The organism is Streptomyces sp. NPDC042336 (genome assembly GCF_055581985.1).
On sequence record NZ_JBVJEA010000007.1, the window covers coordinates 293,069 to 314,661 of the forward strand.

General features: G+C 72.0%; 18 protein-coding genes. 14 read left to right on the forward strand and 4 right to left on the reverse strand.

The window, feature by feature from the left end; all coding sequences use genetic code 11:
• The first annotated feature begins 148 nt into the window (after positions 1–148).
• Positions 149–952: a YihY/virulence factor BrkB family protein gene (locus tag ACZ6IM_RS18220; RefSeq protein WP_052840363.1), complete on the forward strand. Its 804-nt coding sequence runs from the start codon at positions 149–151 to the stop codon at positions 950–952.
• A 20-nt stretch (positions 953–972) separates the two neighbouring features.
• Here the strand turns inward: ACZ6IM_RS18220 and ACZ6IM_RS18225 are convergent, their stop codons facing one another.
• From ACZ6IM_RS18225 to ACZ6IM_RS18235, 3 genes are all read right to left on the reverse strand, one after another.
• Positions 973–2,016, reverse strand: a complete 1,044-nt coding sequence (locus ACZ6IM_RS18225) for an SDR family oxidoreductase (protein WP_052840364.1) — start codon at positions 2,014–2,016, stop codon at positions 973–975.
• Positions 2,013–3,815, reverse strand: a complete 1,803-nt coding sequence (locus ACZ6IM_RS18230; protein ID WP_052840365.1) for a thiamine pyrophosphate-requiring protein — start codon at positions 3,813–3,815, stop codon at positions 2,013–2,015. The genes ACZ6IM_RS18225 and ACZ6IM_RS18230 overlap by 4 nt, the downstream gene beginning before the upstream one ends.
• 106 nt (positions 3,816–3,921) lie before the next feature.
• Positions 3,922–4,980, reverse strand: a complete 1,059-nt coding sequence (locus tag ACZ6IM_RS18235; RefSeq protein ID WP_469557515.1) for a LacI family DNA-binding transcriptional regulator — start codon at positions 4,978–4,980, stop codon at positions 3,922–3,924.
• A gap of 186 nt (positions 4,981–5,166) precedes the next feature.
• Between ACZ6IM_RS18235 and ACZ6IM_RS18240 the strand changes: the two genes are divergently transcribed.
• From ACZ6IM_RS18240 to ACZ6IM_RS18270, 7 genes are all read left to right on the forward strand, one after another.
• Entirely contained in the window at positions 5,167–6,093 is a 927-nt protein-coding gene (locus ACZ6IM_RS18240; protein WP_052840367.1) for a carbohydrate ABC transporter permease, read from the forward strand.
• Positions 6,094–6,100: 7 nt separating this feature from the next.
• Positions 6,101–7,051: a carbohydrate ABC transporter permease gene (locus ACZ6IM_RS18245; RefSeq protein ID WP_052840368.1), complete on the forward strand. Its 951-nt coding sequence runs from the start codon at positions 6,101–6,103 to the stop codon at positions 7,049–7,051.
• Positions 7,052–7,134: 83 nt separating this feature from the next.
• On the forward strand, positions 7,135–8,490 hold the full coding sequence (locus tag ACZ6IM_RS18250; protein WP_469557517.1) for an ABC transporter substrate-binding protein: 1,356 nt from the start codon (positions 7,135–7,137) through the stop codon (positions 8,488–8,490).
• A 26-nt stretch (positions 8,491–8,516) separates the two neighbouring features.
• Entirely contained in the window at positions 8,517–10,562 is a 2,046-nt protein-coding gene (locus ACZ6IM_RS18255; protein ID WP_469557519.1) for a beta-galactosidase, read from the forward strand.
• 126 nt (positions 10,563–10,688) lie between these two features.
• On the forward strand, positions 10,689–12,728 hold the full coding sequence (locus ACZ6IM_RS18260) for an RICIN domain-containing protein (RefSeq protein ID WP_469557521.1): 2,040 nt from the start codon (positions 10,689–10,691) through the stop codon (positions 12,726–12,728).
• Between the two features lie 90 nt (positions 12,729–12,818).
• A complete protein-coding gene (locus ACZ6IM_RS18265; RefSeq protein WP_469557523.1) occupies positions 12,819–13,463 on the forward strand; it encodes a sugar O-acetyltransferase in 645 nt (214 codons plus the stop codon).
• A gap of 110 nt (positions 13,464–13,573) precedes the next feature.
• A complete protein-coding gene (locus tag ACZ6IM_RS18270) occupies positions 13,574–14,365 on the forward strand; it encodes an SAM-dependent methyltransferase (RefSeq protein WP_469557524.1) in 792 nt (263 codons plus the stop codon).
• Positions 14,366–14,393: 28 nt separating this feature from the next.
• Here the strand turns inward: ACZ6IM_RS18270 and ACZ6IM_RS18275 are convergent, their stop codons facing one another.
• On the reverse strand, positions 14,394–14,579 hold the full coding sequence (locus ACZ6IM_RS18275; RefSeq protein ID WP_052840374.1) for a hypothetical protein: 186 nt from the start codon (positions 14,577–14,579) through the stop codon (positions 14,394–14,396).
• Between the two features lie 213 nt (positions 14,580–14,792).
• Here ACZ6IM_RS18275 and ACZ6IM_RS18280 point away from each other — a divergent pair, with 213 nt between their 5' ends.
• The 6 genes from ACZ6IM_RS18280 (at position 14,793) to ACZ6IM_RS18305 (ending at position 21,541) form a co-directional block, all read left to right on the forward strand.
• Positions 14,793–15,356, forward strand: coding sequence for an MSMEG_1061 family FMN-dependent PPOX-type flavoprotein (locus ACZ6IM_RS18280; RefSeq protein WP_469557527.1), 564 nt, complete (start codon positions 14,793–14,795; stop codon positions 15,354–15,356).
• Positions 15,357–15,458: 102 nt separating this feature from the next.
• Positions 15,459–16,322 (forward strand): siderophore ABC transporter ATP-binding protein CdtA, encoded by an 864-nt coding sequence (gene cdtA, locus ACZ6IM_RS18285; RefSeq protein WP_469557529.1) that lies wholly within the window; start codon positions 15,459–15,461, stop codon positions 16,320–16,322.
• Complete coding sequence (gene cdtB, locus ACZ6IM_RS18290) at positions 16,319–17,302, forward strand: siderophore ABC transporter substrate-binding protein CdtB (protein ID WP_469557531.1); 984 nt, start codon at positions 16,319–16,321, stop codon at positions 17,300–17,302. The genes cdtA and cdtB overlap by 4 nt, the downstream gene beginning before the upstream one ends.
• Positions 17,303–17,309: 7 nt before the next feature.
• A complete protein-coding gene (cdtC, locus tag ACZ6IM_RS18295; RefSeq protein WP_469557532.1) occupies positions 17,310–19,391 on the forward strand; it encodes a siderophore ABC transporter permease CdtC in 2,082 nt (693 codons plus the stop codon).
• Between the two features lie 57 nt (positions 19,392–19,448).
• On the forward strand, positions 19,449–20,045 hold the full coding sequence (locus tag ACZ6IM_RS18300) for a 3'-5' exonuclease (RefSeq protein WP_469557534.1): 597 nt from the start codon (positions 19,449–19,451) through the stop codon (positions 20,043–20,045).
• A gap of 158 nt (positions 20,046–20,203) precedes the next feature.
• The gene (locus ACZ6IM_RS18305) at positions 20,204–21,541 is read left to right on the forward strand and encodes a lipase family protein (protein WP_469557536.1); all 1,338 of its coding nucleotides are present in this window, start codon (positions 20,204–20,206) and stop codon (positions 21,539–21,541) included.
• Positions 21,542–21,593 lie beyond the last annotated feature (52 nt).

Sequence of the window (21,593 nt, forward strand, 5' to 3'; positions counted from 1 at the left end):
CTCCCTCGCCCTCGCGTTCCCGGGCCGGTTCCCCGCGCCGACGGGTCCATGCGCGGGCCGTCCGGGTCAACCGACGTTTGTCCGGGTGCGGGCCGGGTCACTCAGTTCCCCGTCGCGAGCCATCGAAAGGACGCCCGAGGAGCACCCTGTGAACCGGTTGTGGCGGCCGTTCCACCGTGCCTGGGACTGGTTGGCCGCGTCCGCCCTGGTCCGGCGCGGCCGGGACCTGGAGCTGATGCACAGGGCCATGGGCTTCGCCACCCTCGCCCTGGTCACGCTGGCGCCCCTGCTGATCGTGGTGGCCGCGGCCGACCCGCTGGGACGCGGGGGCTTCGCCTCGTGGCTGGCCGACGGCATGGGGCTGTCCGGGCGGTCGGCCAAGGTGCTGACCGACATCATCAGCCCGCCGACCAAGGTCGTCGGCACGACGAGCGTGTGGGGTGGAATCCTGCTCGGCGTGTTCGGCGTGTCCTTCGCGGCGAGCGTGCAGAACGGATACGAGCGCATCTGGGAACTGCCCTCCGGCCCGTGGCACCGCATCTGGCGCCAGATGACCTGGGTGATCATGCTGACCGCCTACCTCTACCAGGAGGTGCAGACGCGGACCGCGCTGCACGGTTCGGCGCGGATCGCGCTGTCGACCGCCGTCGGCATGCTGTTCTTCTGGTGGGGCCAGCACTTCCTGCTGGGCGGCCAGGTCCGCTGGCGCGACCTGCTGCCGGGGGCGTTCGCCACGATGGTGGGCCTGATCGGCCTGCGCGGCTTCTCGTACCTCTTCTTCACACCGCTGATCCTCGACAACGCCTTCAGCTACGGCGCGGTCGGCATCGTGCTGGTGGTGGAGTCCTGGCTGATCGGGGTCGGGTTCGTCGTCTTCGGCGGCGCGATGGTCGGGCACTGGTTCTGCGAGCACCACTGGTGGGCGCGGAACATCGACCGCAGGCCGGACTGACGCGAGCACCCTCGGGTCCGTCAACCGGCGCGCCGGCGCAGTCCGCCCGCGAGTGCCGCGGCCACCGCCCCCGTCGCGGCCGTGGCCAGGGCCAGCGGACGGCGGTTGCGGGACATCCAGAACTGGACGCTGCGCGGATGCGCCTCGTCGTCGAAGATCCCGTGGGCGCCGTAGTCGTCCGGGGCGGTGTCGTCCGGCGGCTTCCAGAGGTTCACCGGCCGCGACGGGTCGACGGGCCGGTCCGTCTGCTGCCCGTCGTAGCCGGTGCGGGCCAGGTAGCGGTCCAGGAGCCCCGGGGCGAACTTCTGGCCCAGCAGGGTGGCGACGGTGGAGCCGCCCACCCAGTACATGCGCCGCTCGGGGTGGTCCGCCGCGTGCAGTACGGCGCGGGCGGCGACCTCGGGCTGGTAGACGGGGGCCACCGGGCGCGGATGGCGGGGCAGCCGGGTGAGGACCCAGCTGAACTGGGGGGTGTTGAGCCCGGGCATCTGCACCATGGTCACCCGCACCCCGCTGCGGTCGTGCAGCAGTTCGCAGCGCAGTGACTCGGTGAACCCCTGGATGGCGTGCTTGGCCCCGCAGTAGACGGCCTGGAGCGGGACGCTGCGCTCGGCCAGGGCCGATCCCACCTGGACGATGGTGCCGCGATCGCGCGGTGTCATGCGCCGCAGGGCGGCCTGGGTGCCGTGGACGAAACCGAAGTAGGTCACCTCGGTGGCCCGTCGCAGTTCCTCGGCCCGGATCTCCGGCACGGGTGCGAAGACGGTCGAGAACGCGGCGTTCACCCAGACGTCGATCGGGCCGAGTTCCTCCTCGACACGGGCGGCCGCCGCGTCCACCGCGTCAGCGTCGGCGACGTCCACGACCAGCGGCAGAGCGCGCCCGCCGGCCTCGCGGACCTCCTCGGCCGCCCGCTCAAGGGCGTGCTCGCCCCGCGCGAGCAGGGCCACCGCGGCCCCGCGGGCGCCGAACGCCCGGACGGTGGCCCGGCCGACGCCGCCGGTCGCACCGGTGACGACGACGACCTCGGTGCCGTTCGTCCCCCGGTGCCGGGCGCCGCTCACTTCCTGCCCCGGCCGGGGAGGTGCTCGGCGTACTCGGTGAGCTTCTGGCGTACGCCCTTGGTGGCGATCCCGGTCAGCTCCGGGTCGTGCAGCGCCGCCTTGATGGCCTTCTTGCCCTGGTCCTTCATGATGTGCGGCGGGATCGGCGCGATCTCCGCGTCGACCTTGAACTCCAGGACCACGGGCCGGTCGGCGGCGAGCGCCTCGTCCCAGGCGGAGCCGACCTTCTTGGGGTCGGCGCAGACGATGCCCTTGAGGCCGAGGAGTTCGGCGTAGGCGGCGTAGGGGACGTCGGGGATGTCCTGGGAGCCGGGGTACTTGGGATCGCCGGCCATGGCGCGCTGCTCCCAGGTGACCTGGTTGAGGTCCTGGTTGTTGAACACGCAGAAGATGAGCGGCGCCGACCCGGACAGGCGGTCCAGGTAGCGCTTGACGGTGATCATCTCGTTCATGCCGTTCATCTGGAAGGCGCCGTCGCCGATGAAGGCGATCACCGGGCGCTCGGGGTAGGCGAACCGCGCCGCGATGGCATACGGCGTCCCCGGGCCCATCGTGGCCAGCGTGCCGGAGAGCGAGGCCTGCATGCCGTCGCGCAGCAGGAGGTGGCGCGCCCACCAGTTGGTGCCCGACCCGGAGTCGGCCGTCAGGATGACGTCGTCCGGCAGCCGCGGCGAGAGTTCGGCGGCGACGGCCTGCGGGTTGATGGTCTTGCCGAAGTGCTCGCCCGCCCAGCGGTCGCACAGGTCGTGCCACTCCCGTACGTCCTTCTCGATCTTCTCCCGCCAGCCGCGGTCCTCCTTGCGCTGGAGCATCGGGATGAGAGCGCGCAGCGTCTCCCTGGAGTCGCCGACCAGGTGGGCGTCCATGGGGTAGCGGATGCCGATCATGCGGCCGTCGATGTCGATCTCGACGCCCCGGGCCTGTCCCTCCTCGGGCAGCCACTCCGAGTAGGGGAAGCTGCTGCCGACCATGAGCAGGGTGTCGCAGCCCTTGATCATGTTGTCGCTGGCCTTGCTGCCCAGCAGGCCGATGGGCCCGGTGACGTAGGGCAGGTCGTCGGGCAGCACCTCGCGGCCGAGGAGGGCCTTGGCGACGCCGGCGCCGAGCAGTTCGGCGACCTCCATCACCTCGGCCTCCGCCTTCGCGGCACCCTGGCCGACGAGCATGGCGACCTTCTTGCCCGCGTTGAGCACGTCGGCGGCCTTGCGCAGTTCGTCGAGGTCGGGCAGCACCCGCGGCCGGCTCCAGCCCACGCTTGAGAAGACCGATCCGTGCTCCCTGGGCGGGGAGGGCTGGGCCTCCTCCTCCTGGACGTCGTTGGGGATGATGATGGTGGCGACGCCCCGGGTGGTCAGCGCGGTCTTGAAGGCCCGGTCGATGACGTGCCGGGCCTGGCCGGGGTGCACGACCATCTGGCAGTACTCGGACACGTCCGCGAAGAGCTGGTCGAGGGCGATCTCCTGCTGGTAGTGGGTGCCCAGCGACAGCCGCTTCTGCTGGCCCACCACCGCGACCACGGGCTGGTGGTCGAGCTTCGCGTCGTACAGGCCGTTGAGCAGGTGCACGGCGCCCGGCCCCGACGTGGCGACGCAACAGCCCACCTCACCGGTGAACTTGGCGTGGCCGCAGGCCATGAACGCGGCCATCTCCTCGTGCCTGGCCTGGATGAACTCCGGGTCGCCGTCGGCCCGGTCGAAGGCGCCGAGCAGACCGTTGATGCCGTCACCCGGATAGCCGTACACCCGCTGGACGCCCCACTCGGACAGGCGCTGGAGCACGTAGTCGGCGACTTGGGTCATGGAGCTCTCCCGGACGTGGGGGGACGACGGTCGGCTTGTGGGGTTACCCTCCCCGCCGCGCCTAAACCGGCCGTCCGTCCCCTTCGTCCGCTCCCGCGCCGAGCCCCTACGCGGGCGGCGGGGCCGTGCTCGCGCGGGTCACCAGCCGGGTCGGCACCAGTGTCGTGCCCCGCTCCGGACCGGCCGCGCGCATCTTGCGCAGCACGGCCCGCACGCACAGCCGGCCGACCTCGGCGAAGTCCTGGTGGACGGTGGTCAGCGGGGGCAGGAAGGAACCGGCCTCGGCGATGTCGTCGAAGCCGATGACGCTGACGTCCTCGGGCACGCGCCGGCCGCGTTCGTGCAGGGCGCGCAGCAGGCCGAGGGCCATCTGGTCGTTGGCCGCGAAGACGGCGGTGCACTCCTCGCGGCCGGCGAGCTCCAGGCCCGCCCGGTAACCGGACTCCGCCGACCAGTCGCCCCGGACGAGCGGCGGCGGGGTGCGGCCCGCCTCGGTGAGCGTCCGCCGCCAGGCGTCGGTGCGGCGCTGGGCGGCGAAGGACCCCTCGGGGCCGCCCAGGTGCCACACCGTGTCGTGCCCGAGGTCCAGCAGGTGGCGCACGGCGGCTCGGCTGCCGCCGGCCTGGTCGGTGTCCACGACCGTGTAGGTGTCGCCGGCGTCGGAGTCGACCACGACGACCTGGACGTGCGGCGGCAGGGTGAGGGACGCCGCGTCCAGGAGGTGGACCTCCATGATGACGATGACGGCGTCGACGGCCAGTTCCTCCAGGCGCGAGAAGGCGCCGCGCACCTCGTCCTGGGTGGGGACGGCGACCGGCAGCAGCGTCACCGCGTACCCCTCGCTCGCCGCGGAGACCGCGATGGCCTCCAAGGTGCGCACGTTGCCCGTGGTGGCCAGCGTGAAGGTGATGACGCCGATGGTGCGGAACTCGCCGCGCTTGAGGGCCCGGGCGGCGCTGTTGGGCCGGTAGCCCAGCTCCTTCATGGCCGCCAGCACCTGTTGGCGGGTCTCCTCGGTCACGCCCGCGTAGCCGTTGGAGACGCGGGAGACCGTCTGCGAGGAGACTCCCGCCAGCCGGGCGACGTCCGCCATGGACGCCGTGCGGTCCCGGCCGCGCCGGGCAGGCGCGGGTGCGCTCGTCGGGACTTCCTCAGCCGTGCTCACTCGCCGTCAGCCGCCTCTCTGTCGCTGCCGGGTCCTGGTGCGAACGGACCCTTGACCGTCGTCATCGGGGCAGTGTAGACATGCCGCCATCAGATGTTTACGTAAACATAACAGCTCGACGCCCTTTCGCGGCGCGCGATGTTTACGTAAACATCAGGTTCCAGGACGTGGACGAGCGAGGACGACATGACGACGCTGCAACCGCCGGCCGCCGCCGAGCCGCGGCCGGCCCCACCCCCGGTGCGGCGGGACCGCCGCTCCTGGACGGGGTGGGGCTTCCTCTCTCCCTTCGTGGCCGTGTTCGCCCTGGTGTTCCTCGCGCCCATCGCGTATTCGGTCTACCTCAGCCTCTTTCGCGACCAGCTGATCGGCGGGACCACCTTCGTCGGCCTCGACAACTACGGCGAGGCGCTGGGGGACGACCGGTTCTGGGCCTCGCTCGGCCGGGTCTCGCTCTTCCTCGCCGTACAGGTGCCGATCATGCTCGGCATCGCGCTGCTCGTGGCCCTGGCGCTGGACAGCGGACGCCTCTACGGCCGGGACTTCTTCCGCATCTCGATCTTCCTGCCGTACGCCGTGCCCGCCGTGGTGGCCACCCTGATGTGGGGCTTCATGTACGGCACCCGCTTCGGCCTGGTCGGTGACATCAACGGCGCGCTCGGCGTCTCGCTGCCCGACCCGCTCTCCCCCGACCTGGTGCTGGCCTCCATCGGCAACATCGTCACCTGGGAGTTCGTCGGCTACAACATGCTGATCTTCTACGCGGCGCTGCGGGTGGTCCCCCACTCGCTGTACGAGGCGGCCCAGATCGACGGCGCCGGCCAGATCCGCGTGATCACCGCCATCAAACTCCCGGCGATCCGCGGGGCCCTGGTGATCGCCACCATCTTCTCGATCATCGGCAGCTTCCAGCTCTTCAACGAACCCAGCATCCTGCAGCCCCTGGCGCGCAACGCGATCACCACGGACTACACACCGAACTACTACACGTACGCGCTGTCCTTCAACGGGCAACAGCACAACTACTCCGCGACGGTCGCCATCGTCATGGGGCTGATCACCATGGTCATCGCCTACGCCGTGCAGCTGCGCGGCATGCGCAAGGGAGTGTGATGCGGCGATGACCAGTCCCGTCGCCACCGTTTCCGGCCGTTCCGCGCCCGCGCCGTCCGGCTCGTCGGGCTCCGCGCCCCGACTGCGTACGCCCCGTCGCCGGCACTCCGCCGACAAGCCCCGGCGCAGCGTGCTGCTGACCGTGCTCACCTCACTCGTGCTGCTGTACAGCCTGGTCCCGCTGGTCTGGCTGGCCATCAGCGCCACCAAGACGCAGGAGGGCCTGTCCCGTTCCGCCGGTCTCTGGTTCGACGGCGACTTCGCGCTGTGGGACAACATCACCGAGACGTTCACCTACGACGACGGCGTCTTCACCCGCTGGCTGCTCAACACCCTGCTGTACGTGGGCCTCGGCGCGGGCGGCGCCACCTTCCTCGCCGTGCTCGGCGGCTACGCGCTCGCCAAGTTCACCTTCCCCGGCCGGCGTGCCGTCTTCGCCGTCGTCATCGGCGCGGTGGCGGTGCCGGGGACGGCGCTCGCGGTGCCGACCTTCCTGATGTTCAGCGAGATGGGGCTCACCAACACCCCCTGGGCGGTGATCATCCCGTCCCTGATCTCGCCGTTCGGCCTCTATCTGATGTGGGTGTTCGCCACCGAGGCCATCCCGGCCGAACTGATGGAGGCCGCCCGCATCGACGGGGCGGGCGAGGTGCGCACCTTCTTCCGGGTCGCCCTGCCGCTGCTGGCGCCCGGCATCGTCACCGTCCTGCTGTTCAGCATGGTGGCGACCTGGAACAACTACTTCCTGCCGCTGGTCATGCTCAAGGACCCCGACTGGTACCCGCTGACCCTGGGGCTCAACAGCTGGAACCAGCAGGCCGCGACCGCGGGCGGCGAGCCCGTCTTCAACCTCGTCGTCACCGGGTCGCTCCTGACCATCCTGCCGCTGATCGCCGCGTTCCTCCTGCTCCAGAAGTACTGGCAGTCCGGTCTCGCCGCCGGAAGCGTCAAGGAATAGCCCTCCCTCTCCCGCCCACCACCGACAACCCCGCCGGCCCTCGAAGGTGCCGGTTCCGGCCACAAAGAAGTGGAAGCACACCCATGCCCACACACCTGACCAAGCACTCGCGCCGCCTCCTGCGCGGCACGGTCCTCGTCTGCGCCCTCGCCCTGGGGGCGAGTGCCTGCGGCGACTCCGACGACGGGGGGTCGAGCCAGAAGGCGGTCTCCGAGGCGGATGTCCAGGCAGCCCTGAAGAAGGGCGGCACCATCACGGTCTGGGCGTGGGAGCCCACCCTCAAGCAGGTCGCCACCGACTTCGAGAAGGCGCACCCGGGCGTCAAGGTGAACCTCGTCAACGCCGGGACCAACAAGGACCAGTACACGGCGCTGCAGAACGCCATCTCGGCGAAGAAGGGCGTCCCGGACGTCGCCCAGATCGAGTACTACGCGATGGGCCAGTTCGCCCTGACCGAGCAGCTCACCGACCTCAAGTCCTTCGGCGCCGACAAGCTCTCCGCCCAGTTCTCCCCCGGTCCGTGGAACGGGGTGAAGGCCGGTTCGGACGGCGTCTACGCGCTGCCCATGGACTCCGGTCCGATGGCGCTGTTCTACAACAAGAAGGTCTTCGACAAGTACCACATCGAGGTGCCCACCACCTGGGCCGAGTACCTGGACGCCGCCCGCGACCTGCACAAGGCCGACCCGAAGGCGTACATCACCGCCGACAACGGCGACGCCGGCTTCGCCACCAGCATGCTCTGGCAGGCCGGTTCGCACCCCTACACGGTCGACGGCACCAAGGTGCGGATCGACTTCTCCGACCAGGGCGCCAAGACCTTCACGGACACCTGGCAGCAGCTCATCGACGACAAGCTCCTCGCCTCCGTCCCCGCCTGGACCGACGAGTGGTACAAGGGCCTGGGCGACGGCACCATAGCGACGCTGGCGACCGGCGCCTGGATGCCCGCCAACCTCGAGTCCGGCGCGAAGGCGGCATCCGGTGACTGGCGCGTCGCCCCGATGCCCCAGTGGACGGCGGGCGGCAAGGTCAGCGCCGAGAACGGCGGCAGCGCGCTCGCGCTCCCGGAGCTGGGCAGGAACGAGGCGCTGGCGTACGCCTTCGTCGAGTACGCGAACGCGGGTGACGGCGTGCAGACCCGGCTGAAGAACGGCGCCTTCCCGGCGACCACCGCGGATCTGCAGTCCACGAAGTTCCAGGACACCGCGTTCCCCTACTTCGGCGGCCAGAAGGCCAACAAGATCTTCGCCGAGTCGGCCGCGGACGTCCCCGACGACTGGTCCTACCTGCCCTACCAGGTCTACGCGAACTCGGTCTTCAACGACACCGTCGGCAAGGCCTACGTCTCCGGCACCACGCTCGCCGAGGGCCTGAAGTCCTGGCAGGAGGCCTCGGTCAAGTACGGCGAGGAGCAGGGCTTCACCGTCGAGAAGTAGCGCACGCCCCCACCGGAAGGACCGCCATGATCTCCACCCTCCACTCCCGCCCGCACCGCGGGACGGACGGTGCGCCCGCCCCCCGCCTCGCCTTCGGCGCCGACTACAACCCCGAGCAGTGGCCCCGGGAGGTGTGGGAGGAGGACGTACGGCTGATGCGCGAGGCCGGTGTCACCATCGTCTCGCTCGGCATCTTCTCCTGGGCCCGCATCCAGCCGGGCCCGGACACCTGGGACTTCGCCTGGCTCGACGAGGTGATGGACCTGCTGCACGAGCACGGCGTCGGCGTCGACCTGGCGACCGCCACCGCCTCCCCGCCGCCCTGGCTGACCACCGCGCACCCCGAGATCCTCCCGGTCACCGACCGGGGCGAGACGCTGTGGCCGGGAGCGCGCCAGCACTGGCGCCCGACCTCGCCCGTCTTCCGCGAGCACGCCCTGCGCCTGGTGCGCAGGCTGGCGACCCGCTACGCCGGTCACCCGGCCCTCGTCGCCTGGCACATCAACAACGAACTGGGCTGCCACAACGTCTACGACTACTCCGACGACGCGGCCCGTGCCTTCAGGGACTGGCTGCGCGCCCGGTACGGAACGACGGACGCCCTCAACCACGCCTGGGGCACTGCGTTCTGGTCGCAGCGCTACAGCGACTGGGAGCAAATCCTGCCGCCCCGGCTGGCCGCCTCACACCCGAACCCCACCCAGCAGCTGGACTTCAAGCGGTTCTCCTCGGACGCCCTCAAGGACCACCTGCGCGCGGAGCGCGACCTGCTGCGGGAGCTGACCCCCGACGTCCCCGTCACCACCAACTTCATGGTGATGCCCGGCACCAGGGGCATGAACTACGCGGACTGGGCCGGCGAGGTGGACTTCGTCGCCAACGACCACTACGTCGTCCCGCACCCGCAGGCCCGCGACGAACTGTCGTTCTCGGCGAACCTCACCAGCGGCATCGCCGGCGGCCGGCCGTGGTTCCTGATGGAGCACTCCACCAGTGCCGTGAACTGGCAGCCCGTCAACCTGGCCAAGGCGCCCGGTGAGATGGCCCGGGACTCGCTGACGCACGTGGCGCACGGCGCCGACGCGGTGTGCTTCTTCCAATGGCGCCAGTCGGCGGCCGGCGCCGAGAAGTACCACTCGGCGATGGTCCCGCACGCGGGCGCGGACAGCGACCTGTTCCGTTCGGTCGTCGCGCTCGGCGACACGCTGAGGACGCTCGCGCCGGTCGCCGGGAGCGAGCGGGAGCCCGCCGAGGTCGGCATCCTCTTCGACTGGGAGTCCCGGTGGGCGAGCGAGCAGGACTCGCACCCCACCTCGCTGCTCGACTACCACAAGGAGGCCCTCGACTGGTACTCGGCGCTGCTCGCCCTGGGCATCCGCGCCGACGTCGTCACCACCGGCTCCGACCTGAGCCGCCACCGGGTGCTGATCGCGCCGGTGCTGCACCTGGTCCCGGCCGAGCTGGCAAAGGACCTCACGCGCTACGCCGAGCAGGGCGGGCACCTGGTGACCACGTACTTCTCCGGCATCGTGGACGAGAACGACCACGTCTGGCTGGGCGGTTACCCGGGCGCGCTGCGGGACCTGCTCGGCATCCGCGTCGAGGAGTTCGGCCCGCTGCCCGACGGGCAGACCGTGGAGCTGGACGGCGCGGGCAGCGGGGACCTGTGGACCGACCGGATCACCGTGACCGCGCCGGAGACGGAGGTCCTGGCCCACTACCGCACCGGCACCCAGGCGGGCCGTCCCGCCGTCACCCGGCGTCCGGCGGGCAGCGGTTCGGCCGCCTACGTCTCCACCCGGCTCGGCGCCGAGGGGCTCGCCGCACTGCTGCCGAGGCTCCTCGGTCCGGCCGGGGTGAGGAGCGAACTGCCCGCCGGTGTACGGGGGCTGGTCGAGTCCACCGTGCGCCGTGGCCCCGGGGGACGCTTCCTGTTCCTGGTCAACCGGACCGACGAGGCCGTCACCGTCCCCGGACTCGCCGGAGAGGTCCTGCTGGGCGACACCGGTGACGAGGGCGCCGTCGTCCTCGCGGGCCGAGGGGTCGCCGTCCTGCGCACGCCCACCGACTGAGTCACACCGACGCGACATCCACGACTCCCCGGAGCGGCACGGCCCGCTCCGGGGCCGTCCCCTCCTGCCCGAATGCGGGCGGGAAGGGGCCACCGCAGCGACCACACCTTCCGTTGGGAGCACACGATGGCACCCCGTAACCGCAGCAGACGCCTCGTAGGGGCAGCCGTCCTGACCGCCCTGGCGACGGGCGCCGCCCTGACCGGCGTTCCGGCCCAGGCCGGGCCGGCCGCGGCCGCCGCCTCCGTCACGGTGCGTCCGGACCCCTCGTACCAGCAGGAGGCGTTCGAGGGCTGGGGCACCAGCCTGGTCTGGTTCGCCAACGCCACCGGCGACTACCCGCCCGAGATCCGCGAGAAGCTGGCCCGCCTGCTGTTCGGCGACGACGGACTGGGCCTCAACATCGCCCGCTACAACATCGGCGGCGGCAGCGCGCCGGACGTCCGGGACTACCTGCGGGCCGGCGGGGCGGTCGAGGGCTGGTGGAAGGCGCCCGCGGGCACCACGCGCGAGGACACCGACTGGTGGAGCGCCGACGACCCGGCCGACTGGAACGAGGACGCCGACGCCACTCAGCGCTGGTGGGTCGAGCGCATCAAGGACGACATCGACCACTGGGAGACGTTCAGCAACTCACCGCCCTGGTTCATGACCGTCAGCGGTTACGTCTCCGGCGGCTTCGACTCGTCCGCCGACCAGCTCGCGCCCGAGTCGGTCGACGACTTCGCCGCCTACGTCGCCGGGGCGACCAGCAGGCTGGAGAAGGCCGAGGGCATCGAGGTCGACACCGTCGACCCGTTCAACGAGCCCAACACCCCCTACTGGGGAACACAGCTGAACGCGGACGGCGAACCCGTCGGCGGCCGGCAGGAGGGCGCCCACATGGGCCCCGAGCTGCAGCGCAAGGTACTCCGGGCCCTCGCCCCCGCGCTGAGGAAGGCGAAGGTCGAGGCGGACATCTCGGCGATGGACGAGACCAACCCCGGCACCTTCGCCAAGAACTGGAGCGCCTACTCCGGGGCCGACCGCGCTCTGGTGGGCCAGATGAACGTCCACACCTACGGCACCGGGCAGCGCACCACCGTGCGGGACCTCGCCAAGGCCGCGGACAAACCCCTGTGGATGAGCGAGGTGGGGGGTGACTGGGGCGACGGCCAGGACTTCGAGGACATGCGGCCCGGCCTCGGTCTCGCCCAGCAGATCGTCGACGACCTGCGGGAACTGGAGCCCCGCGCCTGGGTGTTCTGGCAGCCCGTCGAGGACTACGACAACATGAAGCCCGGCGGCGAGTCCGCGAAGGGCGGCAACTGGGGCAGCATCCAGCTCCCGTTCGACTGCACCGCCCGGGACACCCTGGAGACCTGCCCGGTCCGGACCAACACCAAGTTCGACACCGCCCGCAACTTCACCCACTTCATCAAGCCCGGCGACCGGCTGATCAAGACGGACGACACCTCCAGCGCCGCCGCCGTCACCCGCGACGGCAAGGGCGCCTCACTCGTCCACGTCAACCGCGCCACCGAGGCCCGCACGGTCACCCTCGACCTGTCCAAGTTCCGTGACGTGAGCCGCCGGGCCACCGTCACCCCGGTCGTGACCAGCGCCGACGGCAAGCTGGAGCGACGGGACCCGATCGGGGTGAGCGACCGCGCGGCCACCTTCACCGTGCCCGCCCAGTCCGTCACCTCGTTCGAGATCAAGGGTGTCTCGGGCGTCGCGAAGGACGCCGCCGAGCCGCGCGAGGGGCACGGCTACACACTGACCGGCGTACAGAGCGGCAAGGCCGTCACCGTGGCCGCGGACGGCACGAACCTGGTGCTCGGCGCCGCGGAGGGCACGCGCGCCCAGCGGTGGCGCCTGAGCGAGGTGCGCCACGACAGCGGGGTCCGCGACCGCTACGTCTTCACCCGGCCCGAGGACGGCACGCGGCTCGCCGTACGCGACGACGTCCCGGTGGCCGAGCCCGACACGGGCGGGCGGGACAAGGCCGCCCAGTGGCTCATGTCGAGCACCGGGGACGGCACCTGGACCCTGGTCAACGCGGCCACCGGGCGCCTGCTCGAAGTGGGCGGCCAGGCGACCCACGAGGGCGCGGCCGTCACGACCTGGCCGCCCAACTCCGGGACCAACCAGCGCTGGACACTGACGGACGTGTCCGCCGGCTGATCCCTCCCCTTGCCGCTCATCCCGGGCGCACCGTCGGCCACGGTGCGCCCGGGACCGGCGGCCCGCCCCGTACGGACCCGAGGAGACCGCATGACCACCGACCCCCGTGAGCGCGAGGTCCGCCGCCGAATGGCGGCGCGCGAGCTGTACTCGGACGGCGCCCCCGGCCTGGAGGCCCTGGCGGAGGAGCGGCTGCGCGGCAAGGATCTGGCCGACGCCTACAACCGGACCGGCGCGCGGGACGAGGAGGGCCGTCGGGCTCTCCTGAAGGAGCTGCTCGCCTCGCTCGGCACGGGAGTGTGGATCGAGCCACCGCTGCACGTGGCCTACGGCAACCGGGTGCACCTGGGCGACGACGTGTATGCCAACTTCGGCCTCACCCTCGTCGACGACGTCGAGGTCTTCGTCGGGGACCGGGTGATGTTCGCCCCGCACGTGACCGTCAGCACCACCGGGCACCCCGTCCACCCGGACCTGCGCCGGGACGGCACGCAGTTCTCGGCACCGGTGCGTATCGAGGACGACGTGTGGATCGGGGCCGGCGCGCTGATTATTGCGGGGGTGACCGTCGGCCGGGGCTCGGTGGTCGGCGCGGGCAGTGTGGTGACGGCCCACGTGCCCCCGATGACGGTCGTCGCCGGGACGCCGGCCCGGGTACTGCGCGAGATCACCGACGCCGACCGCGAGTGGGCCTACCGTCCGCCCCGCACCCTTGGCCCGGCCCGCGGCGAGTGACCGGGTCGACCGCCAACTTCCGCCGCACGTCGGGCACATGACAGGCGTCGGCGCAGTACGATGATCCGGGACTGCGGCCGAGCGTCATCTCCCGGAGCACGGAGCCTGCCATGACCACGGACCACACCCGGCCTCCCCACATCGACACCGGCCGGGCCCACCCCGCGCGGGTCTACGACTGGCTGCTGGGCGGCAAGGACAACTACCCGGCCGACGAGGCGGTGGGCGCGACCCTGCCGCCCGAGGCACGGGACGGGGCGCGGCAGAACCGCGCGTTCATGAACCGCGCGGTGGCGTACCTCGCCGCGCGCGGCGTCGACCAGTTCCTGGACATCGGCACGGGCATCCCGACCGAGCCCAACCTGCACCAGATCGTCCAGCGGACGGTGCCGACCGCCCGGGTCGTCTACGCCGACAACGACCCGATCGTGCTGCGGCACGCGCAGGCCCTGCTGGCCGGCAGCCCCGAGGGGGCCACGGACTACATCCAGGCCGACGTCCGCGAGCCCGAGGACATCGTGCGCCACGCCCGCGGCATCCTTGACTTCGACCGGCCCATCGCGCTGTCGCTGATCGCGCTCATGCACTTCGTTCCGGACGACCAGGACGCCCACGGGATCGTCCGGGGTCTGGTCGGGACCCTCCCCCGGGGCAGCCACCTGGTCCTGTCGCACGCCTCGATCGACCTCTTCCCCGAGCTGGCGGAGCAGGTGATCGCCCAGTACGCCAGGGGCGGCATCCGCCTCGGCTTCCGCACCCGGGCGGAGGTCGCCCGCTTCTTCGACGGTATGGAACCGGTGCCGCCCGGCCTGGTCACGGCCACCGAGTGGTACGGCGAGGGCCAGGGGCCGCCCGCGCCGGAGGAGAGCGGTGTCTACGCGGGCGTGGCGCGTATCCCCTGACGGGTGGGCAGGGGTGCGGGGCGGCGGCTCAGCGGCGGCGCCCGCGCGTCGCCCAGCCGCTGCCGATCCCGGCGACGTGCAGGGCCAGCAGGGCGAGGCCGATGAGCATCACGTTGGTGGAGGTGAAGACGTCGTTGGTCGAGACCTCGGCCGCGTTGATCAGCCAGGCGATGAGGAACAGAACCGCCGCGATGATGGCGAGCACGGTGTACATCCCTTCGGATCGGCGGCACCGGAGCGGCGCCGTGTCTCGCGTATGCCCCCGACGGGCCGCCTGACACGACGGAGGGCGCGGCAACGACGGGCAGCCCGCGGGCCCTCCACAGGCATTAGGTAAGGCGAACCTAAGATCAGATAATGTTTCGTGTGCAACAACCTCCGGAAGCAACCCGTCCGGTGGTTCCGCGAGCACACTTGGGAGCCGGCCTTGCCGCACACGACCGACACGACCGGAGACCGGCCGGAGACCGTCACCGAAGAGGGCTGGGTCGAACTCGGCTCACGGGAGGAGCTGCGCGAGCTGCTGGGCGAACCCTGGCCCGTCGTCGTCGACAAGGTGCACGACCGGCTCACGGACGAGGACCGGGACATCCTGGCCCGCTCTCCCTTCTGCCTCCTGGCGACCTGTGACGCGGGCGGCAACTGCGACGTGTCGCCGCGCGGCGACACCCCCGGCTTCACCCACGTCCTGGACTCCAGGACGCTCGCCCTGCCGGACCGCCCGGGCAACCGGCGCGGGGACAGCTTCCACAACATCCTCGACAATCCGCACGCCGGCCTGCTGTACCTGATCCCCGGCGGCAAGCAGGTGCTCCGGGTCAACGGCCGGGCCCGCGTCCTCACCGAGGCGCCGTTCTTCGACGCGATGACACGGGACGGAAGGCGTCCGGACCTGGCGCTGCTCCTGGAGATCGACGAGATCTACCTCCACTGCCCGATGTCCCTGAACCGGGCGGGACTGTGGAAACCCCAGTCCTGGCAGACGAGTTGAGCCGTGCGGGCCGCCGGGGGGCGACGGACGGGGCAGCGGCCGCCAAGTCCGTGTGACCCCCGCCTCTACCAGCAGTTATTAGGTTAGGCTAACCTTCACTGCGTGAGAACTGGTGAAGACGCAGCCGGTACCCCGCGCCTGCGCGGTCATGAGCTGTCGGCAACGGGCGTGACCGTCGCGTACGACGGTGTCGATGTCGTGCACGACGCCGCGGTCAGGCTCAAGCCCGGCGAAGTGACCGTCCTGGTGGGCCCCAACGGCAGTGGGAAGTCGACGCTGCTGCGGACCGTCGCCCGGCTGCAGCGGGCCCGCAGTGCCGTGCTCAGCCTGGACGGCAGCACCGACGGACTGGCGCTGACGTCCCGTGAGTTCTCCCGGTACGTCGCCCTGCTGACGCAGGGTCGTCCCACGCCCGGCGGGCTGACCGTGCGGGACGTCGTCGAGTTCGGCCGCTATCCGTACCGGGGCCGCTGGGGGCGGCCCGACCCGGACGGCCCGGCCGCCGTCGACCGGGCGCTCGCGCTCACCGGCGTCGACGGCCTCGCCGACCGCGGCGCCGACCACCTCTCCGGCGGGCAGTTGCAGCGGGTGTGGCTCGCGAGCTGCCTCGCCCAGGAGACCGGCGTACTGCTCCTGGACGAACCCACGACCTATCTAGACCTGCGCTACCAGGTCGAACTCCTCGACCTCATACGCGACTTGGCGGACGACCACGGCATCGCCGTCGGTGTCGTCCTGCACGACCTCGACCAGGCGGCAGCCGTCGCCGACCGGATCACGCTCCTGGAAGCGGGCCGGATCGTCGCCGACGGCACGCCCGAGGAGGTGCTGACACCGGAGCGGCTGACCGCCGTCTACGGCATCCGGATCGACGTCGACACCGACCCCCTGACCGGCCGGCTGCGCACCCGCCCGATCGGCCGCCATCACATACGAACCCCCGAAAGGCTCGGCACCACCTCATGAGACGCCTCCTGCTCACCGCGGCCGTCACCACCGCCGCGGCGCTCACCCTCGCCGCCTGCGGCACCACCGAACCCGCCGCCGACAAGACGGAGAAGAAGGCCTCCGAGGCGATCACGCTCAAGGACGGCAAGGGCACCGAGGTGAAGCTCGACGGACCGGCCACCAAGGTCGTCGCCACCGAGTGGAACGTCGTCGAGAGCCTCGTCTCGCTGGGGGTCGACCCGGTCGGCGTCGCGGACGTCAAGGGGTACAACACCTGGGACAGCGCCGTTCCCCTCAAGAACGAGCCCAAGGACATCGGCACCCGCGGCGAGCCCAGCATGGACACCGTCGCCTCCCTCGCCCCCGACCTCATCGTCGCCACCACGGACCTCACCCCGGCGGCCGTGAAGCAGCTGCGCGAGGTCGCCCCGGTGATCGAGGTGAAGTCCGCCGACGGCACCGGTCAGATCGACCGGATGCTGGAGAACGTCGACCTCATCGCCAAGGCCACCGGCAGCTCGGACCGGGCCAGGTCGCTGCGCGAGGGCTTCGAGGCCAAGGTCGCCGCGGGCAAGAAGGCCCTGGCCGGCGCCGGGATGGCGGGCAAGGACTTCGCCTTCGCCGACGGCTACGTCGCCTCCAACCAGGTCTCGATCCGCCCGTACACCGCGACCTCGCTCATCGGCGAGGTCAACGAGGCGATCGGTCTGAAGAACGCCTGGACGGTGAAGGGCGACGAGGCCTACGGTCTCGGCACCACCGACGTCGAGGGTCTGACCAAGCTGCCGAAGGACACCCAGTTCGCCTACATCGGCAACGACGACGACCCGAGCGCCACCCCGTTCAGCGGTGAGCTGGCCAAGAACCCGGTGTGGAAGTCCCTGCCGTTCGTGAAGGCCGGCGACGTGCACCGGCTCGACGACGGCGTCTGGATGTTCGGTGGTCCCGGGTCGATGGAGGCGTACATCGACTCCGTCGTCGGCGCCCTGACGAAGTAGCGGGGCCATGGCCGTCACCGCAACCGAACCAGCGACCGATCCGGCGGCCCCTGCGTCGACGGTCCCCACGTCCCGGTCGGGCGCGGCCGCGGTGACGGCCGGAATCGTCCTGCTGGTCGCCGTGCTCGCCGTCGTCGACATCACCCAGGGCACCGCCGCCGTCGGACCGTCCGAGGTCCTCAAGGCCCTGACCGGGCAGGCCGATCCGGGCGACGCGTCCGTCGTCGTCGCCTCCCGGCTGCCCCGGATGACCGCGGGGCTCCTGGTCGGCGCCGTCCTCGGCATGGCCGGCGCCGTGCTCCAGGCGGTCAGCCGCAACGTGCTCGCCTCCCCCGACACCCTCGCGGTGAACGCCGGTTCCTACCTGGCGCTGGGGCTGGCCGGCGCCACCGGCGTCTCGCTGCCGATGCTCGCCTCCTCCGGCATCGCCTTCGCGGGCGGCCTGGCGGCGGCCGCGGTCGTGCTCGGGCTGTCCGGCCTCGGCACGGGCACCGTCCGGCTGGTGCTGGCCGGCACCGCGCTGATGCTGGGCCTGAACTCCATGACGGAGGGCCTGCTGCTGCTCTTCCCGGAGCAGACCGAGGGCCTCTACCAGTGGAACCAGGGCAGCATCGGCCAGAACGGCTTCGACGGCGTCCTGCAGATGCTGCCGATCGCCCTGATCGGACTGGCCGGCCTGATGCTGACGGCCCGTCGGGTGGACGCGCTGGCCCTCGGCGAGGACGCCGCGCGCGGCCTCGGCGTTCCGGTCCGGGCCACCCGGGTCACGGTCGTCGTGCTCGCGGCGCTGCTGTCCGCCGCGGCGGTCACGCTCGCCGGGCCCATCGGCTTCGTCGGCCTGTGCGCACCGGCCCTGGTGCGCCCGCTCGCCCGCCGGTTCCGCGGCTTCACCCGCTCCCGTACGGCGATGCCCGCGGCGGCGCTCACCGGCGCGGCCCTGGTGCTGGGCTCGGACGTACTGCTGCGGGCCCTGGTCGCGGACGCCCGTGCGGTGTCCGTGCCGACGGGTGTGGTCACCAGTCTGGTCGGCGCCGTGTTCCTGGTCGCGATGGCGCTGCGGGTGCGGGACACCGCCGGGGCCGGGGCCCCGGACCGGCTGCGGACCCCCGGCCGGGGAGTCTTCCTGGCCACGCTCGCCGTCCTGGCCGTGGTCCTGGTGGGGCTCGTGATCGCCGCCGTGCTGGTGGGCGACAGCAAGCTGCTGCTCGGTGACGTGGTCAACTGGCTTCAGGGACGGGCCGGGCGGACCGTCTCCTTCGTCCTGGACACCCGGGTGCCCCGGGTGCTCGCGGCGCTGTGCGCGGGCGCGGCGCTCGCCCTGGCCGGCACGCTCGTGCAGGCCGTCACCCGCAACCCGCTCGCCGAACCGAACGTCCTCGGCGTGACCGGCGGCGGCGCGCTGGGCGCGGTGATCCTGGTGACCACCGTGCCCGCCGCCGGGACCTGGGGCGTGGCGGGGGCCGCGTTCGCGGGGTCCGCCGTCACCGCCGTCCTCGTCTTCGGGCTCGCCGCCCGCGACGGTTTCCGGCAGAACCGGCTGGTCCTCGTCGGCATCGGCGTGGCCTCCGGGACGGCGGCGCTGATCAGCCTGCTGATCGTGCTCACCGACCCGTTCAACGCCAACAAGGCGCTGACCTGGCTGTCGGGTTCGACCTACGGGCGGACCATGCCGGACGTCGTGCCGGTCGCGCTGGCCCTGGTCGTCGGCATCGGCGTCGCCGTCGCCCGGCGCACCGAGCTGGACCTGATCTCGCTGGACGAGGACACGCCGCGGCTGCTCGGCCTGCGGCTGGCTCCCGGGCGCCTCGGCTTCCTGGTGCTGAGCGTCGTCCTCAGCGCGACGGCCGTGGCCTGCGCGGGCACCATCGGCTTCGTCGGGCTGGTCGCCCCGCACGCGGCACGCGCCCTGGTGGGCCGTCGGCACGTGCGGGTGGTGCCGGTCGCGATCCTCCTCGGCGCCACGCTCGTGTGCGCCGCCGACCTGCTCGGCCGCACGGTCATCGCCCCGGCCCAGCTCGGCGCGGGGCTGATGACGGCGGTAACCGGGACGCCGTACTTCCTGTATCTGCTGGTACGGAGCCGTCGCTAGGCATCGCAGGGGGATATCCGGGTGCCGGCGGGCCGGGTGCCCCCGTACGGTGCCGTCATGGACCGGCGCGCCGCGGACGGGGGCCACGCGGGCCTGCTGAACGTCATCGACCTCGAGGCCACGTGCTGGGACGGGCAGCCGCCGCCCGGCGAGGTGAGCGAGATCATCGAGATCGGGCTCGCCGTGGTCGACCTCGACGCCGGGGAGCGGGTGGCCCGGCACCGGATCCTGGTGCGGCCCGCCCGCTCCCGCGTCAGCCCCTTCTGCACGGAGCTGACCGGCATCACCCGGGCCGAGACCGACCGGGGCGTGAGTCTCGCCCAGGCCTGCGACACGCTGGTGCGTGAACACGGCGCGGGCGTGCGGCCCTGGGCGAGCTGGGGCGACTACGACCGCAGGCAGTTGGTCCGCCAGTGCGCGGCCGACGGGGTGCCCTACCCCTTCGGCCTCCCGGCCGAGCGCGCGCACACCAACGCCAAGGCCGTCTTCGCCGAGGCCCACGGGCTGCGCCGACGCCCCGGCATGGCACGGGCGCTGGAGATCGCCCGACTGCCCTTGGAGGGACGGCACCACCGGGGTGTGGACGACGCCTGGAACATCGCGGCGCTGGTGCTCCGGCTGGCCGACCGGGGCGACTGGCCCGGCTCTTGTTAGACGCGACGTCAAGTTACTGAACCGTAATGAGTCAGGTGCTACCGCTGGTAACCCCTGCGCGGTTACGGTCCCGTAGCCCCACAGGAGCAGCGCGACCACGGCCCTGACCCCACGGGACCGCGGACGACCGGATCCGGCCCTTCCCCAGGAGGTTCGCCATGCCCCCACGTCCCCGCATGCTCGCCGCGGCGATCGCCGCCGTCCTCGCCCTCGGTGCCCAGGCCGTCGCGGCCGCCGCGGCCGACGGCCCGGCCGGCGACTCGGCGCCCACCACGTCCCGCGGCGTCGAGATCCCCGCTTTCTACACCCCGCCGTCCGAACTCCCCGGCGCCGACGGCGCGCTGATCCGCAGCGAGCCGCTCCCCCTGGCGCTGAGCCTGCCGGGCATCGGCGGACCGCTCCCCGGCCGGGCGACCCGCCTGATGTACAAGTCCACCGACGCGAACGGCGAGGCGGTCGCGGTGACCGGCGCCTACATCGAACCGGCCGTGAAGTGGCGCGGCGACGGGCCGCGCCCTCTGGTCGCCGTCGCGCCCGGCACCATGGGCCAGGGCGACCAGTGCGCCGCCTCGATGGCCCTGGAGCACCCGTTGCGGCTCAACGGCCAGACGGTCTCGGTCGGTTACGAGGACCTGTCGGTCTACCGGCTGCTGCTGCGCGGCGTCGCCGTCGTCGTCACCGACTACGTCGGCCTGGGCACCACCGACCGGCTGCACACCTATGTCAACCGGGTCGACGGGGCCCACGCCGTGCTGGACGCCGTACGCGCCGCGCGCTCCCTCGACTCGGCGTCCGTCACCTCCGACTCGCGGGTGGGCCTGTTCGGGTACAGCCAGGGCGGTGGCGCCACGGCGGCCGCGGCCGAGCTCCAGCCCGCCTACGCCCCGGACGTCCGGTTGGCGGGCACCTACGCGGGAGCCCCGCCCGCCGACCTCACGGAGGTGACGGCGGCGATCGACGGCGGCGACCTCGCGGGCGCCCTGGGCTGGTCGCTCAACGGCTTCCTGCAGACCGAGCCCGCCCTGCGGCCCATCGCCGACCGGTACATCAACGAGGCGGGGCAGGAGGCCCTGAAGGACCTGTCGACCATGTGCGTGGGCGACGCGCTCTTCGGCTACGGCGGTGACAGCAGCACCGACTGGACGAAGACCGGGCAGTCCATCAGCGACGTCATCCGCGCCGAGCCCGTGCTGCAGAACTTCCTCGCCGAGCAGCGCATCGGCACGCTCAGGCCCGGCAGCCCGGTCCGTGTGGCCACGGGCGTCAGCGACGACCTGGTCCCGCACGGCCAGGCCCGCCGGCTGGCCGTCGACTGGTGCGCCAAGGGCGGGCAGGTGACCTACGTCCCCGTGCTGCTGCCGGGCGTGGGCAGCGGCCTGCTCAACCACTTCGCCCCGTTGCTCACCGATCAGGGCAACGCCATCGCCTGGCTCACCGACCGGCTCTCCGGCGAGCCCGCCGGCTCCAACTGCCGGAGCATGCCCGTACAGCCCTGAGCCGTGGCCCCGCTCCGTCTCCGGCATGCGCCGATCCCGAGTTGCGGCACAG

Coding starts and splice junctions, on each gene's coding strand:
- ACZ6IM_RS18275 (WP_052840374.1), bottom strand. CDS start 14,579: ATGTACACCGTGCTCGCCATCATCGCGGCGGTTCTGTTCCTCATCGCC.
- ACZ6IM_RS18250 (WP_469557517.1), top strand. CDS start 7,135: ATGCCCACACACCTGACCAAGCACTCGCGCCGCCTCCTGCGCGGCACG.
- ACZ6IM_RS18265 (WP_469557523.1), top strand. CDS start 12,819: ATGACCACCGACCCCCGTGAGCGCGAGGTCCGCCGCCGAATGGCGGCG.
- cdtB (WP_469557531.1), top strand. CDS start 16,319: ATGAGACGCCTCCTGCTCACCGCGGCCGTCACCACCGCCGCGGCGCTC.
- ACZ6IM_RS18240 (WP_052840367.1), top strand. CDS start 5,167: ATGACGACGCTGCAACCGCCGGCCGCCGCCGAGCCGCGGCCGGCCCCA.
- ACZ6IM_RS18270 (WP_469557524.1), top strand. CDS start 13,574: ATGACCACGGACCACACCCGGCCTCCCCACATCGACACCGGCCGGGCC.
- ACZ6IM_RS18230 (WP_052840365.1), bottom strand. CDS start 3,815: ATGACCCAAGTCGCCGACTACGTGCTCCAGCGCCTGTCCGAGTGGGGC.
- ACZ6IM_RS18300 (WP_469557534.1), top strand. CDS start 19,449: ATGGACCGGCGCGCCGCGGACGGGGGCCACGCGGGCCTGCTGAACGTC.
- ACZ6IM_RS18260 (WP_469557521.1), top strand. CDS start 10,689: ATGGCACCCCGTAACCGCAGCAGACGCCTCGTAGGGGCAGCCGTCCTG.
- ACZ6IM_RS18305 (WP_469557536.1), top strand. CDS start 20,204: ATGCCCCCACGTCCCCGCATGCTCGCCGCGGCGATCGCCGCCGTCCTC.
- ACZ6IM_RS18245 (WP_052840368.1), top strand. CDS start 6,101: ATGACCAGTCCCGTCGCCACCGTTTCCGGCCGTTCCGCGCCCGCGCCG.
- cdtC (WP_469557532.1), top strand. CDS start 17,310: ATGGCCGTCACCGCAACCGAACCAGCGACCGATCCGGCGGCCCCTGCG.
- ACZ6IM_RS18255 (WP_469557519.1), top strand. CDS start 8,517: ATGATCTCCACCCTCCACTCCCGCCCGCACCGCGGGACGGACGGTGCG.